Origin of the sequence: Psychrobacter sp. 2Y5 (assembly GCF_051847375.1) — a bacterium.
In the GTDB taxonomy this organism is placed as follows: domain Bacteria; phylum Pseudomonadota; class Gammaproteobacteria; order Pseudomonadales; family Moraxellaceae; genus Psychrobacter.
Genome location: NZ_JBPYDA010000008.1, coordinates 1 through 16,990, shown reverse-complemented (window position 1 = coordinate 16,990; position 16,990 = coordinate 1). Strand labels below are relative to the sequence as shown.

At 42.8% G+C, this 16,990-nt stretch carries 13 protein-coding genes and 1 tRNA gene; 5 read left to right on the top strand and 9 right to left on the bottom strand.

Annotated elements, in window-relative coordinates; all coding sequences use genetic code 11:
- Positions 1–54: 54 nt before the first annotated feature.
- The 4 genes from ACS8E3_RS09205 to ACS8E3_RS09190 form a co-directional block, all read right to left on the bottom strand.
- Positions 55–1,104 (bottom strand): glycosyltransferase family 2 protein, encoded by a 1,050-nt coding sequence (locus tag ACS8E3_RS09205; RefSeq protein ID WP_439243518.1) that lies wholly within the window; start codon positions 1,102–1,104, stop codon positions 55–57.
- Positions 1,101–2,345: a hypothetical protein gene (locus ACS8E3_RS09200; RefSeq protein WP_439243515.1), complete on the bottom strand. Its 1,245-nt coding sequence runs from the start codon at positions 2,343–2,345 to the stop codon at positions 1,101–1,103. The genes ACS8E3_RS09205 and ACS8E3_RS09200 overlap by 4 nt, the downstream gene beginning before the upstream one ends.
- A gap of 50 nt (positions 2,346–2,395) precedes the next feature.
- Complete coding sequence (locus tag ACS8E3_RS09195) at positions 2,396–3,664, bottom strand: glycosyltransferase (RefSeq protein ID WP_439243512.1); 1,269 nt, start codon at positions 3,662–3,664, stop codon at positions 2,396–2,398.
- 104 nt (positions 3,665–3,768) lie between these two features.
- A complete protein-coding gene (locus tag ACS8E3_RS09190; RefSeq protein ID WP_439243509.1) occupies positions 3,769–5,418 on the bottom strand; it encodes a glycosyltransferase family 2 protein in 1,650 nt (549 codons plus the stop codon).
- Between the two features lie 663 nt (positions 5,419–6,081).
- On the opposite strand from ACS8E3_RS09190, the gene ACS8E3_RS09185 reads away from it, so the two are divergent.
- From ACS8E3_RS09185 to ACS8E3_RS09165, 5 genes are all read left to right on the top strand, one after another.
- Positions 6,082–6,696: a hypothetical protein gene (locus ACS8E3_RS09185; protein WP_439243507.1), complete on the top strand. Its 615-nt coding sequence runs from the start codon at positions 6,082–6,084 to the stop codon at positions 6,694–6,696.
- 53 nt (positions 6,697–6,749) lie between these two features.
- Positions 6,750–8,300, top strand: coding sequence for a Dyp-type peroxidase (locus tag ACS8E3_RS09180; RefSeq protein ID WP_439243504.1), 1,551 nt, complete (start codon positions 6,750–6,752; stop codon positions 8,298–8,300).
- Between the two features lie 43 nt (positions 8,301–8,343).
- Positions 8,344–9,492 carry a catalase family protein gene (locus ACS8E3_RS09175; protein WP_439243501.1) on the top strand — a complete coding sequence of 383 codons (1,149 nt, stop codon included), beginning with the start codon at positions 8,344–8,346 and terminating at the stop codon, positions 9,490–9,492.
- Between the two features lie 170 nt (positions 9,493–9,662).
- Positions 9,663–10,646, top strand: coding sequence for a glutathione S-transferase family protein (locus ACS8E3_RS09170; RefSeq protein ID WP_439243498.1), 984 nt, complete (start codon positions 9,663–9,665; stop codon positions 10,644–10,646).
- Positions 10,647–10,810: 164 nt separating this feature from the next.
- Positions 10,811–11,110: a DUF4298 domain-containing protein gene (locus ACS8E3_RS09165; RefSeq protein WP_439243495.1), complete on the top strand. Its 300-nt coding sequence runs from the start codon at positions 10,811–10,813 to the stop codon at positions 11,108–11,110.
- Between the two features lie 32 nt (positions 11,111–11,142).
- Here the strand turns inward: ACS8E3_RS09165 and ACS8E3_RS09160 are convergent, their stop codons facing one another.
- The 5 genes from ACS8E3_RS09160 to ACS8E3_RS09140 form a co-directional block, all read right to left on the bottom strand.
- A complete protein-coding gene (locus tag ACS8E3_RS09160; RefSeq protein WP_439243492.1) occupies positions 11,143–11,757 on the bottom strand; it encodes a DedA family protein in 615 nt (204 codons plus the stop codon).
- A 111-nt stretch (positions 11,758–11,868) separates the two neighbouring features.
- Entirely contained in the window at positions 11,869–12,858 is a 990-nt protein-coding gene (locus tag ACS8E3_RS09155; protein ID WP_439243489.1) for a D-cysteine desulfhydrase family protein, read from the bottom strand.
- Between the two features lie 366 nt (positions 12,859–13,224).
- Positions 13,225–14,043 (bottom strand): DUF5020 family protein, encoded by an 819-nt coding sequence (locus ACS8E3_RS09150; protein ID WP_439243486.1) that lies wholly within the window; start codon positions 14,041–14,043, stop codon positions 13,225–13,227.
- A gap of 676 nt (positions 14,044–14,719) precedes the next feature.
- Positions 14,720–16,456, bottom strand: a complete 1,737-nt coding sequence (locus ACS8E3_RS09145) for a BCCT family transporter (RefSeq protein ID WP_439243483.1) — start codon at positions 16,454–16,456, stop codon at positions 14,720–14,722.
- Between the two features lie 379 nt (positions 16,457–16,835).
- Positions 16,836–16,912 (bottom strand) — tRNA-Asp (locus tag ACS8E3_RS09140).
- Positions 16,913–16,990 lie beyond the last annotated feature (78 nt).

Sequence of the window (16,990 nt, the reverse complement as noted above, 5' to 3'; positions counted from 1 at the left end):
ATGAGGATGCTTTTTGCATTACAAGGTTAAACTGATACTATTTAAATAGTAAACTTAAACATAAGGCGCATCAGGGTAACACGCAGCCTCAATTTCACTATCTGTTGGCTGACGAATGATAGTAATCGAGTTTTGCTGCTCAGGCTGCCAGTCGATAAGCTGCATATCCGTAAAGCTCGCAAGCCAGCCGCCCATGGGCCAGTGCTGCCACTTATCATAAAAGCGATTGGCATTGATAACGATGCTTGAGAGATGATTGAGCGGCGGACGATAGACGCTATGCTGCTGATGAAAAACCACATCGCTGGTGAGATAAAACTCAATATTTAGCGCGCGCGCCATAAAAGCAAAGTCCGTGTCTTCTGCGCCATAACCGATATAATGAGTATCAAAACCGCCTATATGTTGAAACTGGCTTTGGGTAATGGCAAAGCATAAACTCCAAAATGCGCCGTAATCTTGCGTACACTCATAAGCGCTTTGAGTTTGATCGACTAACTGTGATTCGATTTCATTCGTTTGTTCGACAGCTTGATTAACAAGATTATGACGATAAGGATTCGTCACCGCTAGAGCGTTTAATGGAGTATTACCGAGATTACCTTGTTGTGATTGTAGAGACTCCTCGTCAGTGAGTGGCCTCGTTAGATATAGCGGTTGACCCATGAGCAAGGCGTCGGGATGCGCCGTTAGCTTTGCGCTTAAGTACTCGATAAAAGTTGTCGATACGATACAGTCGACATCCAAAAATATCAGCTGCTCATGACTGGCTTTTGCTGCACCAAGATTGCGGTTACGGCCAATATCAAAGCCTGTTTTACTGCCTCTATTACTGACTTCATTACTAACCTTATTACTGACCTCATTATTTTCAATACTTGCTACTAACTGGCTTTTAGAAGTCGGAATTTGCACGATATTGAGCGGATACTGAGCTAAGCGTTTAGGGTCAGCGTCATCATTGACGATAATGACCTCGCTTGGGCGCACGCTACTATTGGCTAAACTACTCAGAAGATTGTAAAGATGGCGATTACGACCATAGCAAGTAGTGATCACACTGATATCGATAGTTTTGTACTGGGTTTCGGTTGTAGGATTCATAGTTTATTCTTATTATTTATACGCTCAGGTGTCAGATTTAGTTGCGGTAACAACCACTTCTCAAACCAGGATTTGGTAGCCGTATAGTCAATAAAGCTATCCATTAAAGCTTGGGCCGCTATTTTTATATTTAGGTTGTTACGAGTTTGATAAATGTCCGGTTTAGCAGATAAGGTGAGTAAACTGTCAGTATTTTGAGTGCTGTTAGATTGCTCAACAAATTGCTGCCAACTCAATGCTCGCCCTTGTGCAATCAAAGCTGCAGCCATCACTTCTTGCTCACGATGCGGCCTTTCGTCTGGCAATACCACTAATGGCGTCTCGTGATGATAAGCTTGCGCGATACCATTTAAGCCACAAGCCATTATCAACAGATCGCTGTGCATGAGAAAAGGCGAAACGTCGACTACTTGGGTGGCGATATCGACATAAGCGCGTTTATCGTCAGCGATTGGTCCGAGCGATATAATTAAGGCTTTAAGTTGCATAGCACGTAACTCAGGTAACTTAGCATCAATCGCCTCGTGGCCGCCATAACCTTTAATCACTGTGATAATTTTTGGTTTTTGTTTGCTATTTTCACTAATATTAAATTGTCGAGTTAATTTAGAACTCACTTTATTTCGTTCATTATCATCTGTCAAATTAGCGAACGAAGCTATAAATTCATTATAGGAGATAGACTTAGAATTCTTATCAGGCAAAAAATCTAAGTATAAGGTTTTCTGTTTAAGCCAGTCGTTAGTTTCAGCGGCTTCTAAAGTTTTAGGGTAGGGCGCAAGCAGGCCAAGTGCTCCTGCAAAAGCGTTAAGATGCGGCGTATCATCGCGAATACCAGCAAGCCTGACGTAGAGATAGGGCACGCTAGCAGCGCGACACAGCATAGCGACTTCGACACTGACGTCGATAATCATTAGATCAATATCATGCTCTTGAATAGCATTTAAAATTTGCCAGCTACGAGTTTGAATATCGCTATTACCCACCGGCGAGTAGTGCAAACTGGCAGGCTGCCAATGTTGGCCTGCACGGCCTAGCAGAACATCGTCCTCTCGTTCATCCTCTGGGTTAAGACGAACAATTTGACTTTTAGCTACAGTATTAAATGCGTAGGCATCAAGCGCTAAGCTAGTAAAGACGATAAAGTTTTTGCATGAGCTTGCAGGTAAGAGAGCCGCCAATTTATCTGCTTGCCGGCAATGACCTGAGCCATGATGGTGAGCATAATAGCCAATGCGCATAACCGGATTTCCGAAAATAAGTTATAAAAGGTTTAGAGTAAAAGTTAAGACTAAATGGCCTTTTGCTTACTGTTATGACCATTACTTTGTAGAGGCTGAGCGTCAAAATTGAAGTCACTAGCCTTGGATATAGCAGCCGCTGTTGGCGTTTCTGACAATAAAGCCTGCTTATATAAATCAACATAACCGTCGACCATTGCCACTACCGAACAAAACTGCTCAGCACGCGCGCGACAAGCTTTTCTTGAGATCGTTTTGATGCCATCAAAAGCTGCTACAAAGGCTTGCTCATCACACTTAGGGACAATGATGCCTGTCTTCTCAGTGATAATCTCAGCGCCAGCGCCTACATCGAAGCCTATTACTGGCGTTCCACACGCTAAGCTTTCCGCTAAGGTCAAACCGTAAGGCTCATCCCAAGTGCTCGTAAATAGCATAGCGGTTGCTTGGCAGAGATAGTCGTTGATTTGCTCTTTGCTTAAGTGACCGACGTAAGTAAATAGCCTTTCGTTATCCGCTTTATTGGCATCAGCGGCTAGTAGTGGCGCGACCTGATTATCAAAGTATTGTTGATTACTCTCAGGGCCTGCGATAATTAAACGCTTACCTGCTGCCTGACAATATTGCATAGCTAGATGCGTGCCTTTTTCGGGACAAATACGCCCATACCAAAAATAAACCTCCTCATTAACCGGCTCAATATTGGCGCTAAAAGAGTCGACATCGATACCGTTATAGACCACATGGGACGGTACAAACTCAGCAAATAGCTGCTGCTGATGAGCGCTGATTGCGGTAAATTGAGTAGTGGTTCCTTGTTGCAAGGTTAGCAGCGCCAAGCGAATATGCGGAAAAATAGGCGTATGAAAAGTAGTAAAACAGCGCTTGCCAAATACCTGTCCCGTTAGCATCGGCACATGATAAAGACTATGGTTATGGACGATATCAATCTCACCACGATTATCTCTGGCGATGATATCGCCGAGCGCTTGCTGATAAACTAAATACTGATACATATCCTCACGGCTCATACCAACAGAATCATGCTCATTATCATAAACTAGAGCATCAAATTGTTTGCGAGTCATTAGAGGCACTAGGGTTGCTTGTGTTTGACTGTCCTCATGGGCATAGAGCAAAACCTGATGACCGCGCGCCACTAGCTCATCACATAGCAACTGAGTAATCATCTCAAGTCCGCCTGCATAAGGCTGCGCAATCGGATACAGCGAATGAGCAATAATAGCGATCTTTAGAGGCGCTTCGCTACTGTCTGCGCAGGTTTTTTCTATTGAAGGCTGTGGATTTGTCAGTGACATAAAGCGTTCCATTAAGTGCAAGTAGTTATAAAGTTAAAAGGTGATAGCTGTCAGCTTAAAAAAGGCTTAAATAAAAATAGTCGCTTTTTTCAAGGCAAACCTAATTAAGAATTGGCCGCTTTATTATCTTTATAAGGGTTGCTCATAGTGCGCGGATTAATAGAGTTTACTTTCGATAATGAGAGTGCTGTTTTATTTAGCTTGATAGCGCTTTTAGGACGACTACGCGGCTTAAAATTGATAACCTGCGCCTCTAACTGTTGATAGCGATAGTTCTGTAGTACCACGCTTGCGGCTAATACTTTTATCAAACAGATAGCTAAAGCGGCTGTAAATAACACAGGCGAATAGAGGCTAGATAAAGGCGACACCAGCAGCAGAGTTATTAAATTAAGGACTAACAACAACTTAGGTAGCGCCTTAATATTGGCTATAAAAGTCGAGCGAGTGCTGCTACTAAGCGCTTGTTTCGGGGTACAAATAAAAGGCTTGTCACGACCCCATAGCACTGGCATCCACGATAGAGCGCCAAACTCCCAAAAGTTTAGGTGCAGCAGCCAAGCTCGCGTTTGTCTTTTTAACTGTTTAAGTTTCTGCAATGGCGAATTAGCATTGTTACTAGCATGTTTAGAGTGATGCACTTGCTGATTAAGGGGTGAGCTATCCTGGCTATAAGCCCAAAAACGTCTAGCTAAAAATAGCGCATAGCTTGCGTAAACTGCGTAGAGCGGCGCTAATAACGGTTGCATATTAGCCTCAATATTTAGCACCAAAGCACCAGTAATTATTAGCACACACGTCAGCTGCAATAGAATAAATACTCCGGTGAAGTTCACCCAAGCGCTAAGCTGCGAGAGATGCGCTCTAATATAAGATAAGCGTTCAGATTTTTGCTGAGCTTTAAAAGGCAATTTATCCGCTATTAATCTTTGCTCATCCCTAGCAAAATAAGAAGTCAGCACTTGCATATTGCCGTAGATCCAGCGCTGTCTTTGGCAAATAAGATCAGGCAAAGTAGTCGGCAATAAACCCGTCGCTATCACTTTAGGAATAAACTCACTTTTTAGACCTTGCCTATGCATTAAGACGCCCATCTGTGCATCTTCAGTAATAGAGGCGCCAGACCAACCGCCTAACTGGGTAAGCGCCTGCTTACGAATTACCGCAAATGTACCTGTCGATAATGCGCGCTGACGATTGAAAGGACGGTACAGATGGTAGTTAAAATAATGATTGAGTTCGCTATGCACATCGACAAGACCTTTATCGCGATAAAACTGCGGGAACTGCAATAGTGCATGCTCAGGATGATATTTGATAGCATCAGTGATAGCCACTCTTGCGTGAGACAACGCCTGATAGTCACTATCAACCACCACGATATGGCTACAACGCTTATCCATCCATTGTAAAGCTAAATTCAGCGCTCCCGACTTAAAGTTATCCACTTTATCCACGTGATAAAAACGCACTTTTAGTCTGCTAGCTAAGCTTGTGCAGTAGGCAGCTAAAGGTTCATACAAGGCTTTATTAGTGTGGTTATTATCAATAACCAAAACCTCATCATCAGCCGATTTTATCGCTAGCAGAGACTCAATAGTCGCTACGACCACTTCTAAAGGCTCAGCGCGGGTCATAATCTGAAAGCTTAGACTAACGGTATCGTTATCACTGTCTAAACTTGCACTACTAGAGTTAGGGCTATGCTGATTATTTAAGTTAGGCGTAAAAGTAGTCACTTTATTCACGGTCATGTTCTATCCTTGAGCATTCAGGTAATTTGTGGCTAATAGTGTCAGTCGTAGAGAATTAGAGTTTTAATTTATTTTTATAGTCTTAAGCATAAGTCAGTAATGCAGCAAACAAGCTAATGCTTAGATAGAAGCTCATAATAATATGGTTTGATAAGGGGGATTAGGCGAAAAGTGTGGCAAAAATAGCCTAAGTGTAACGTTGGGTAATTTAGGTAAAAAAGTGTTATGTATTAAGTGTTTAACGTCCGAATTAACCTCTTTATCGTCTGCTATAGTCTTTATGGGTTTTCGCAAATACTAATATGAGTACTGAGAAGTATGGTGGATAGTAAGAATATTAGAATTAGCATTACTCTCTATATAGCTAATCCACTATAAAATAAATACAGTGCTACTGTAGTTGTACTCTTTTTATTTAGGATTAGCTATATAACTAGCAATAAGGTTTGGAGTTTTGTGTTGTTATTTGTTGAATTCGCTTACTAAGTTGGATTTAGATAAGGGGTTTTTGCTAAGGTAAGACCCATAAGGTTCGAGCTATATTTTGTAGCATCAAAATGATTTGAAAATGGCTTAACTTAATATCGCTTACAGATTGGATAGCGTTTACTCAGACAATCATAAAATGAGGGTCTCGATAAATAATTAAAAAAGGAAAATAATATGAGTAATGATAATCACAACAAACCACAAAACAATAATTCAGAAGACCTAAAAGACAAATTTACCGAATCGTTAGATGCTTTTAAGCTGCGAGCAGAATTGCTAGTCGCCAATCTAAAAGAGGGCGGCGATGATGGCTATGACCATTCAACGACTACGGCAGGCGAGAAAGGCTTGAGATCAGGCAAAGTATCAGAGTTGACCGTTATTGCGCCGTTAAAAGAAGGCGGCGCTGAGCGCTTAAAAGAAATCCTAAAAATCGCAGGCGGCAATCTTAAAGGAGCGACGCGCGTAGGCACTTTACATGACTTGCGCTTCGTATTTATAGATGACGATACAAGAGTGCTGTTCTGTACCGCTTATGATGGTGATTGGGACCCTTATATTGATGATTTCGCTACCAAAATTCCTGAGCTGATGGATATCTTATTCGGTAACGTCAAAGGTTGGCCCGGTATCAAAGATCCTAGCGTCAAGCAATTTATATTAGACCACCAAATCACTGCTGCAGGTTGGTATGTTGGTGTGCCGCATCTTACCGTACAAGATATACGCCGTAATGAGCGTATTGTAAAAGGAGTTAATAAAGCACTAGATGAAGCACAAGCGAATTAATTTTGAATTTTAAAATTAAATAAATAAGAAATATTCAAATAGTAGGCTTAGACATGAACAATAATAACAACAATAAACCGTTATCAGGATTGACTGATAAATTGCAGGACTTAAAAGACGAGTTTGGCAATCGTATCGAAAATGGTGATTTTGAGACTTGGCTCAAAGGCGTCAAAGCAGAGGTTGGCGATGGTATAGAGCTGGTGAGTCGCAAGGCGCGCGGCGTCTTCAATCCAAACCTAGTCACTATGCAATTAGAAGACATCCAGTCCATCATCTTGCGCGAACGTCCGACGCCTTATTACGGAACCATCATCGCTTTTAAGGTCAATAACGCCAAAGTGGGACGGCAGATGCTAGCGCAAGTGTTATCTGATGTGACGGGCAGCAAAGAGTGGCATAAAGACATGCAGGCAACCCTCTCTATCGTCATGACTTATGAGGGTCTAAAGGCGCTAGGCGTGCCGCAGTCCTCGCTTGATAGCTTCCCTGAATCATTTAAAGCAGGCATGGCGAAGCGCGCTGATAAATTACGCGACTTCGATATCAATGCTCCCGATAACTGGATGGCGCCTTTTGGAGACAAAGGTGATATTCATATTGGCGCTGCCGTTATCGCTGATAGTAAAGAGAAATGGCATGCCAAATTCAAAGAGCTAAAAGAAACCATCAAAGATCATATCAATTACGATAAACCTGCCGATGGCGATATTGAGATCTTGATGGAGCATGACTTTGGTTCGGACGATAATGTCAAAAACGTCTTTGGTTACCGCGATGGCATTAGTAATCCTGAGATTCAAGGTAGCGGTATCCAGACGCCGCCTAGCCGCGATGGCGAGCCAATTGCCGCCGGCGAGTTTGTACTGGGATACGAAGGAGAAGCGGGGACTGTCGCACCGATGCCGCAGCCTGAAATATTAGGTAAAAATGGCTCGTTTATGGTACTGCGTGCTTATGACAGCCATGTCGCCGCTTTTAATAAATTTCGCAAAGACAATACCGATAGCGAGGAAGAAGCTGAGCTATTAGGCGCGAAAATGTGGGGGCGCTGGCGCTCCGGCGCACCGCTGATGTTATCTCCTGATAAGGATGACAAGGAGTTGGGCGATGATCCAGGTCGTAACAACGATTTTGGCTATAAAGATGATCCTTACGGTAAGAAGTGCCCGTTTGGCGCTCATGTCAGACGTATGAACCCTCGTGATAGTAAAGACTTTATCTTATCAGATGTGCGTATTCACCGTATTGTTAGGCGCAGCGTGGGATTTGGTGACGTTTTGCCATCTGATGTGACTGAGGACGACGGCAGAGAGCGCGGTCTATTCTTTATTGGGATTAATGCTCATGCGATGGAGACGGTTGAGTTCTTGCAATCGCAGTGGATAAACGACGGCAACTTTATGAGCTTAGGCGAAGAAAAAGACCCGATGGTCGGCCTACATCATAGTGACAAAGACAGCGATGCCGATAAATTTACCGTGCCTGCTGAACCTATGCGTAAGCGTTATCATGGTATAGAAACTTTTAACACTTTATATGGCGGCGAGTATTTATTTATTCCAAGCTTATCAGCGCTTAAATGGATTAGTGAGTTGTCTTAATTTTTAATGAATCTTTCATAAACAATAAAACTCAGGAAACGCTATGCTAAAAAAATTATTTAAGCCAAAATACGTCCCCTACGATCCAAAGTATATCGAGCTTAGCAGCGATGACGAGCGTAACATACGCACCATTATTGACGATATCAAAAGCTATATCGCTCGTAGTGATAAAGCCAGTAATGTTGATTATCACACTCGTGATGCCCATGCCAAAGGCTACTGCGCATTAAAAGCTAAGTTTGAGATTTTGGATAATATCCCTAAAGAGTATGCGCAAGGCTTGTACGCTAAAGCAGGCATTCATGATTCCGTAATTCGCTTCTCTAATGGCTCCTCACGAGTTTTCGCTGATCGTAAGCTTGGTTTTGCGCAAGGTCTTGCGATTAAGGTTTTTGATGTGCCGGGCGAAAAGCTAGCACCAGGCGAAGAAGATAGCACCACTTTTGATTTTAACTTTATTAACAATCCGGTGTTTTTCTGCAATAGAATCCAAGAATACACTTATCTCTCGCGTCTGTTTTTAGACCTGCCAAAATACACGGAAAATGGCGCTATTGGTAAAGGGAAATTAGCTTTTAATTGGTTGACCAATTATGGCTCAAGATTGCCCACTAAAGAGTCTATCAAAACCTTTAAAGCAGTGATTGGTTTTACCACTATTGAGCCCAAAAATACTTTGCTATACGATTTTCATTCACAAGGCGTGGTGCGTCACGGTGACTCCATGGCAAAAATTAGAGTCACACCGACGGCTGAGTCAGATAAAAAGGTCACTCGCCGTGAAGTCGATGTTGAGGCGCGTGAAGAGGCGATTCGTCCGCTTATCTTAGAGGAAATACGCGAGCACGATTACCAGTTTGATATACAGATTCAGCTGTGCCGCAACCTAAAAAAACAGCCGATCGAAGAGATTACTACTGAATGGAAAGAGTCGGATGCGCCTTTCGTTACTGTGGCTCGCTTAACGATTCCTTGCCAAGACGTTCCCGACGATGGTCACTTTGAGATTATGGAAAACCTATCCTTTACGCCATTTCGCTGCCTAAAAGAGAACCGTCCTATCGGTAATTTGCAGCAGTCACGCCTCAAGGCTTATCAAATAGCGTCAGAGACGCGCCATCAGCTCAATGACGTCAAGCGCCGTGAGCCTAAGAGCCTGAAAGAGACCTTTGCGAAGACGTTTTTCTAAAGGCTAGTCGCTGATAGCAATTGATATTCATCATATTGTTATTGTAGGCAGTATAAAAAGTTAGCTAATTATGAACAATGGCGGTGGTTGATTGATGTTACTCTTTACTTAGACGACAGTTTACTTTGATGACAGTTCAGTCAATAGATAGCTTTTAAGAGGAAAATATAATGGGATTATTAGTAGAAGGACAATGGAAGGACCAGTGGTATGATACGGACGCTACTGGTGGGCGCTTCAAACGCGAAGAGTCCGGTTTTCGCAATTGGGTAACCGCCGATGGTAGTGCAGGGCCAACGGGAAAAGGTGGTTTTAAAGCCGAGCCAAATCGTTATCATTTATACGTCTCCTTAGCTTGTCCTTGGGCGCATCGCACTACAATATATCGTAAGCTTAAAGGGCTTGAGGACATGATATCGCTGTCCGTCGTGCATCCTTTTATGCGCGATTATGGCTGGACTTTTAAAGAGGGCGCAGGCGTTATTCAGGATCCAATCCATCATGCTGACTATATGCATGAGGTTTATACAGCGGCGAAACCTGATTACACCGGCCGCGTGACGGTGCCTGTGCTGTGGGATAAAAAGACCAACACTATCGTCAGCAACGAATCCTCTGAGATCATTCGTATGTTCAATTCGGCGTTTGACGAGGTAGGGGCAAAATCGCTTGATTTGCTACCAGAAGACTTGAAAGACGAGATCGATGAGGTTAACGAGTTTGTTTATTCAGCCGTCAATAATGGTGTCTACAAAACAGGTTTTGCAACTACTCAGCAAGCTTATGAAGAAGCAGTCATTGAACTGTTTGATGGTTTAGATAAGTTAGAGGCGCGTCTGGCAAAGAGTCGTTATCTCGTAGGCGATAGCGTCACTGAAGCCGATTGGCGACTATTTACTACTTTGGTAAGATTTGATGCCGTTTATGTCGGTCATTTTAAATGCAACATTCGCCGTATTGTTGATTATCCTAACCTTTGGAATTATCTAAAAGAGCTGTACCAGATGCCAGGTATTAGCGAAACGGTCAATATGGAGCATATCAAGGCGCATTATTATACCAGCCATGATAATGTTAATCCGACTGAGATCGTACCGCTTGGCCCTGTTATCGATTTTAATGAGCCGCATAACCGCGAGCAAACCGTTGGTTAAATGCTAATTTTGCTTCGATGATCTTTATAAAACAGTCCGCTAAAGTCTTATAGTTTTAGCGGACTATTTGCTTGAAGTTATCATTGGCAAAAAGCAGTATAAAGACAAGTTATTAGCTAATTCGGGTAATTTTTTAAATTTCAATTATAAATAGGAGTTATATTATGACTGACACTGTCGATCCACAGGATATACAACAAAAATTTGAGCGTTGGTCTGCTCTACAGTCAAAATTACTACAAGCGCAGCAAGAGTGGAGGGAGGCGGAGGCGTTGCTATCTGAGATACAGGCCTATTATCTAAGCCCGCAGTGGATGCAAGATCGTGAGGCTGATGTCACCATTGAGCACTCTGGTGAGGCCTATTCTATCTTTAGTGAAGATGGTATTTGGAACGCTATGACGGAACATCAAGAGCAAGCTATAGAATGGATGCGCTTAGGCTTAGACGCTATTGATAAATAGGCTAAAGCGTCAGCATTTAGCTTCTATTGGCTTTAGTGTTTATTAGATAAACGACGCTTAACGAACCAGCCAATAATAAGCACCACGATTATAATGCCAATCCCTGTCGAGTAAGGAGCGAGTGTCGATTCAATCACCTCGTAGTTCTGACCTAAGTAGTAACCTGCGAGCGTCAGCCCAGTTGTCCAAATGCTGGCGCCAAGTGCAGAGAGTCCCAAAAAGGGCAGCATCGACATGTTATTCATGCCTGCAGGAATAGAGATAAACGAGCGAATACCAGGTACCATACGCCCAAAAAATACCGCTTTTTTGCCATGTTTATCGAACCACTCATTAGTGGCTTTGATATCGTCAGGTTTTACAAAAACAAATTTGCCGTATTTTTCGGTAAAAGATATTAAGCGTTCTTCATTAAACACCCGGCCTAGATAGTATAGCGGTAAAGCGCCAAGTACCGCGCCAAGTGTCCCTGCTAGTATCGCGAGTATGAGGTTAAGCTCGCCGTTGGACGCGGCAAAACCAGCAGCGGGCATGATGACTTCTGAGGGAATAGGCGGAAAGACGTTTTCGGCAAACATAGCGAAGATAATGCCAAAATAGCCAAACTTCGCCATGATAGAGAGTATCCAGTCACTGATCTGACCCATGAAAAACCTTTAAAATAGAGTTGTTTAAAAAATCCAGTTATTAAGCAAAGAAGATACTAGCCCATTGCTGTTTTTTCAATTTAAAAGGTTTTATCCGCTGTGCTAGTTTCGTTAACGTATATCTAAATCCTCTGCGTAGGCAAATAACGCAGGCGCGCCGCCGGTATGCCAGAACAACACAGTATCCTCTGACTTGATTTGCCCTGTACGTATCATGTCAATGAGTCCGCCCATAGCTCGTCCCGTGTAAACCGGATCTAACAAGATGCCTTCGTTTTGCGCAGTCATTGCGATGGCTTCATTTTCAAGCTCGCCAATCACGCCGTACCCGTCGCCGACATAGTTAGAGTTGAGTATCAGATCGTTTGCAGTAAACTGATAATCGGCTTCAATCAACTGAGCAGTGCTATTGGCTAAGCTAATAATACGCTCATCAAACGGCACTTTGTCCATTTCACCCTTATCAATATTAATACCGACTAGCTGACAATTCGTCTCTAAAATTTTATTACCAATAATTAAGCCAGCGTGAGTCGCGCCAGAGCTAGAAGCAAAGATAATGTGAGTAAAGGTTACATTCAAGTCTCTACGCTGAGAGTCTAACTCTTTATAAGCCTCAATAAAGGCCACAGCACCAAGCTCGTTGGAGCCGCCATAGGGAATGATATAGGGTTTTTTACCCTCAGCTTTTAATTGTTCAACGAGGGCTGGGATATCTTCACCTTTACGGTTTTCGCCTGCCCAGTGGATATGACAACCATATACCTTATCAAGCAGTAAATTACCTTGTGGCTGAGTAGGCTCTTCGCCGCCCAATACCAGATGGCACTCAAGCCCTAAACTTGCCGCAGCGCCAGCAGTTTGCCGGCAATGATTGGACTGAATAGCGCCTGCGGTAATCACGGTATCCGCGCCTTTAGCTAAGGCATCACCCATGATGTATTCAAGCTTACGGGTTTTATTACCGCCGAGTGCCAGTCCGGTATTATCATCGCGCTTCATATAGATTTTTGGGCCGCCAAGCTTTGCGCTTAAGCGTGTCAATTCGATCAAGGGCGTAGGGAAGTAGCCTAGCGAGGCTTTAGGGAGATTGTGAGTCATAGAAAGTCCATTTTTAGGAGTGGTTTATAGTCATTCAAAGCGAAACACACACTTAGTATTTGCGTTAGATATTAGCTGCTCGCTACACTTAGTATTCTACAACGATAAGCATCGAGATTCAGAATTTTACTTATTTTATGAGATTGTAATCATAAAAAACCCTCATTCGACCATAAGGCTTGAATGAGGAGTAGACGTTATCTAACATTATTTAAATAGTACTAGAGTAGATTCAATATAAAAATGTTGTAGCGCTACAGAGATGGATTTTGCGCAGCCTCTGTGTCAGCAGCACGCAAGGAAAATTTATACCAGTAGCGCCTTTCAATTTATGACAGTTTTATTTTCAATTAACCATACTGGGACTTAGAAATGCACTTTTACTAAGGCACTAGGAACGCTCTGATTGACGCCATCTAGACCGAATTTATTTCTCCAATAACTGTACTCTATACCGACTTCGATACGATTATCGATGCCTAGTGCTTGTTGTAAGTTGTACTTAATCTGCGGATTGATATGTAGCTGATCTTCTAAGTCATCATTGTTGAAGGAGTAATCAACATAGCCATCGATGACGAAGTTGTTTTTCTCCCAGCCATAAGTCAAAGTAATCTGCTGATCATCGGCGTCATTAGGGCCAGAGTTGTTGTTAAAGACGTGATATAAGGAGGCAGAAGCATATTTCATACCTGGGATAGGTACGTCCAAATCAGCACCGACCCCAACCATATAGTTGTCTTGGCTAAAGCCGCTGGAGTTGGAACCAAACTCATATTGAGCGGCGAAGTTGACTTGCTTGATATAGCTATCATCAAAGGTCGCCACTTTGAACTTAGGAGCCAGCTCGCCGTAGATATCTTTGGCTCGGCTTTTCTCGTTATCGCTAGCGCCTTGCAGGCGATCAACAAAGAAGAACACCCCGCCCCAAGTATGCGTGGAAGCATGCTCAAGAGTGAGCGTGGTCAGCTCGCCATCTTTTGCCAACTCGTAATCCTCGCCGTACAGCAGTGAGACGCTTGTATCTGAGAATAATACCTTGGCTTGTGAGTGGCTCATACCTGCTAGAGCCATCACTGCGATGAGAACAGTGGTTAAAGGCTTGGCAACAGAGCGCTTAACATTTAAGCGAGGCTTTTTGAGTTGGGCCACAGAAGGTAGTTTGATTGAGGTGTGATAACGCACAGTAATACTCCTTTATGTACAGTCGTTGGGTGTCATTTTTGCCTATCGTGAGCTGCTTCAATGTACAAAAATTATTCAATAAAAAAGCTAGTCTTTAGCTTTAGGAACGAAGTTTTTGTTTTGCCATAACGGCTAATAATCATGACAAGCCGTTGGTTAATAGCGGCGAAGAATACTGATAATTGCTGCAAATGCTAAAGACGGCAGTACTTTAAATAGCAGCCAGTTAAAAGATTATTGAGTTACTCGTTGCAATGTTTGTTAACAATCTGAAACAGTTAATCACGTTCTAAAGGTGCTGACAATACTAAATTAACGAATGAAATCAGACATATAGATAATTAAAGAAGAGGTCGATTGCTAAGTTTATGATTTATAAAGAATAACTGACCAAATGGTCAGCTTTATTTTTTTGTAAACAAGACAGAGGCTTTAGTGATAGTAAAGAGATTTAATTATTCTTTAAAAAGAATGATGAAAATATTCAGCTGTACTGAGGTAATTAAGGGGATGCAAAATGTTGAACTAGGGAGGAGTCAAAAGGTAGCTTGAAAGAAAGGTGGGCTTAAAAAAAGAATGGATTAAAAGATAGCCCATTAAATAAGAGCAAAAACCCCAAGTAGATCACTACTTGGGGTCAGAAGAGCTTAAATTCGATATTGTTAGATCCAAGGCTTTAGGACTTACGCGCTTGTATGAGATCGACAATAAGCGCTTTTAATAAGCTAATCGCCATTAAGATAATAATAAAAGAGAAGGGCACAGCCGCAATAATCATGGCAGAAGTAATGGCATCTAGTCCGCCTGCAAGAAGCAGTGCGGCAATCACTGCGGTCAGGGCGACAATCCATATCAGTATGTGCTTGGCTCTATTCTTGACTTTGATTTTACCTGCCGCATTGATAATATTGACGACTAATATCGCAGAATCCGCTGAGGTAACCAAATAAGTGAGTAGTAGTACCACTACCATAGCAGAAACGCCAATAGCCATAGCCGGCTGTAGCATAAAGCCGATGATCTCAAACAGTTGTGCGGTTACGCCTGAGTCGAATATCTGACCTCCTGCGATACCGCTTAGCTCCAAATCGATACCCGTACCACCGATTAAAGAGAACCAAATAAATAGCGTCAGGCTAGGGGCCACGATACCTATCAAGCCAAACTCACGAATGGTACGGTTTTTGGAGATACGCGCTAAGAACATACCAACGAATGGGGCAAAAGCAATCCACCACGCCCAATAAAAAATAGACCAGCTGGTTTGCCAACCGCCAAGCTCTGTACTTGGATCCCAAACCGTAAACATCATCGCCGGTAGGTTGACGATATAGTTAAAAATACCTTTACCGAGCATTTCTAAGGCAAACATCGTCGCACCGAAGATCAAAAAGAAAGCCAGTAGTAGGATAGACAATACCATGTTTATATTACTGAGCCATTTTACCCCGCGTCCCACTCCCGATAGAGCCGAGGCAGTCGATAAACACATGACTATAAATAAAGACAGCAATAACGCGCCAGTCGTGGGCTCTGGGCTGACTGTGCTAGTCACTAGCCACTCCGCTCCGGTAATGCTGTACAAGCCTGACGCAAAGGTGCTGAGCCCAACGCCAATGGTTTGCGAGATACCAAAGATAGTGGCAATCACCGCCGAGATATCGATGATATCGCCAAGCTTGCCCTCTAAATGCTTGCCAAATAGTGGCGTGAGAGCAGAGCGCATCGTTAGTGGTAAGCCACGGGCGTAACTAAAAAACGCCAAACAGATACCCACTAAACTATAAGTCGCCCAAGCAGCAACGCCCCAATGCAAAAAAGAATAGCGATAAGCGGCTGTTAAGGCCTCCGCGCTTCTCGGCATCACTACGCCCTCAATAGGCGCTATCGTGTTGGCCGCAATTTGCTCTTGATAAACAGCAAAGACATCCGCCCCTTCAGATAGCTTGATGTTATTACTATTTAGCGCAGCCATAATTAGATCTTTTGACATGATAGTCTCAGGGTTACTGGCTAGATGCCAAAGCGGCTCGGCAGCACTATAAGTCAATACCCCAATACCGATACCGGCACCAAAAATCATCGAAAACCATGAAAAGTTTGAAAATTCAGGCTTACCCTTGGGATCATTGCCAAGTTTAGTACGCCCAAATGAGGGCCAAAGTATGACGGTTAAACAGACAATAATATAAAAGGCGATAGCGTAAGTGTAATAACCATTGAGATTGGCATAAGACCAGTTTTTTATAGCGCTGAGCGTAATACCAGAGCGCTCGATATCACTTAATATCCAAGCCACTACTAAAGTCACTAATATTAGAGCGGTCAAAACCACAAAGCGATTGAGACCCTCAAAAAACCCTGTATCTTGAGTCTTGATATGTAACTGTTTTAACGGGGGGCGAAAAGCCATAGCGTTTCCTTGACATGTGATTATACTTATCACATGTTTTGATTGTCATATAAAAAGACTAGCCAATGGTTGCGACGTGAGCAGCTTTATTTTGCGCTGCTGATTACTCAAAAATAGGTGAGTCACTATTGGCTAAGATGAAATAGGGCTAATTATTTTAAAAAAATATTTTAAGGTATTGATAGTAAAATTCTGAGAAAAATATTGATTCACTAATACCGTTAATGTCCGATACTTAGTGTAATAGAAGAAGTGACCCTATTATAATGAGTACGCCTCGTTCATAATGCATTAAAACTTAAAAACAAAAAAACCCCAAGTAAACTAATACTTGAGGCGAAACTTGCTTAAACTTAACCGTTTAAATTCGTTTTAAATATGGCGCAGCGGACGGGACTCGAACCCGCGACCCCCGGCGTGACAGGCCGGTATTCTAACCAACTGAACTACCGCTGCTTAGGTCGTCTAGCATTTTGTCTTTATAAAAGACCCACTTGCTAATAAGTGGTGGGTGATGACGGATTCGAACCGCCG

Coding starts and splice junctions, on each gene's coding strand:
- ACS8E3_RS09205 (WP_439243518.1), bottom strand. CDS start 1,104: ATGAATCCTACAACCGAAACCCAGTACAAAACTATCGATATCAGTGTG.
- ACS8E3_RS09200 (WP_439243515.1), bottom strand. CDS start 2,345: ATGCGCATTGGCTATTATGCTCACCATCATGGCTCAGGTCATTGCCGG.
- ACS8E3_RS09195 (WP_439243512.1), bottom strand. CDS start 3,664: ATGTCACTGACAAATCCACAGCCTTCAATAGAAAAAACCTGCGCAGAC.
- ACS8E3_RS09190 (WP_439243509.1), bottom strand. CDS start 5,418: ATGACCGTGAATAAAGTGACTACTTTTACGCCTAACTTAAATAATCAG.
- ACS8E3_RS09185 (WP_439243507.1), top strand. CDS start 6,082: ATGAGTAATGATAATCACAACAAACCACAAAACAATAATTCAGAAGAC.
- ACS8E3_RS09180 (WP_439243504.1), top strand. CDS start 6,750: ATGAACAATAATAACAACAATAAACCGTTATCAGGATTGACTGATAAA.
- ACS8E3_RS09175 (WP_439243501.1), top strand. CDS start 8,344: ATGCTAAAAAAATTATTTAAGCCAAAATACGTCCCCTACGATCCAAAG.
- ACS8E3_RS09170 (WP_439243498.1), top strand. CDS start 9,663: ATGGGATTATTAGTAGAAGGACAATGGAAGGACCAGTGGTATGATACG.
- ACS8E3_RS09165 (WP_439243495.1), top strand. CDS start 10,811: ATGACTGACACTGTCGATCCACAGGATATACAACAAAAATTTGAGCGT.
- ACS8E3_RS09160 (WP_439243492.1), bottom strand. CDS start 11,757: ATGGGTCAGATCAGTGACTGGATACTCTCTATCATGGCGAAGTTTGGC.
- ACS8E3_RS09155 (WP_439243489.1), bottom strand. CDS start 12,858: ATGACTCACAATCTCCCTAAAGCCTCGCTAGGCTACTTCCCTACGCCC.
- ACS8E3_RS09145 (WP_439243483.1), bottom strand. CDS start 16,456: ATGGCTTTTCGCCCCCCGTTAAAACAGTTACATATCAAGACTCAAGAT.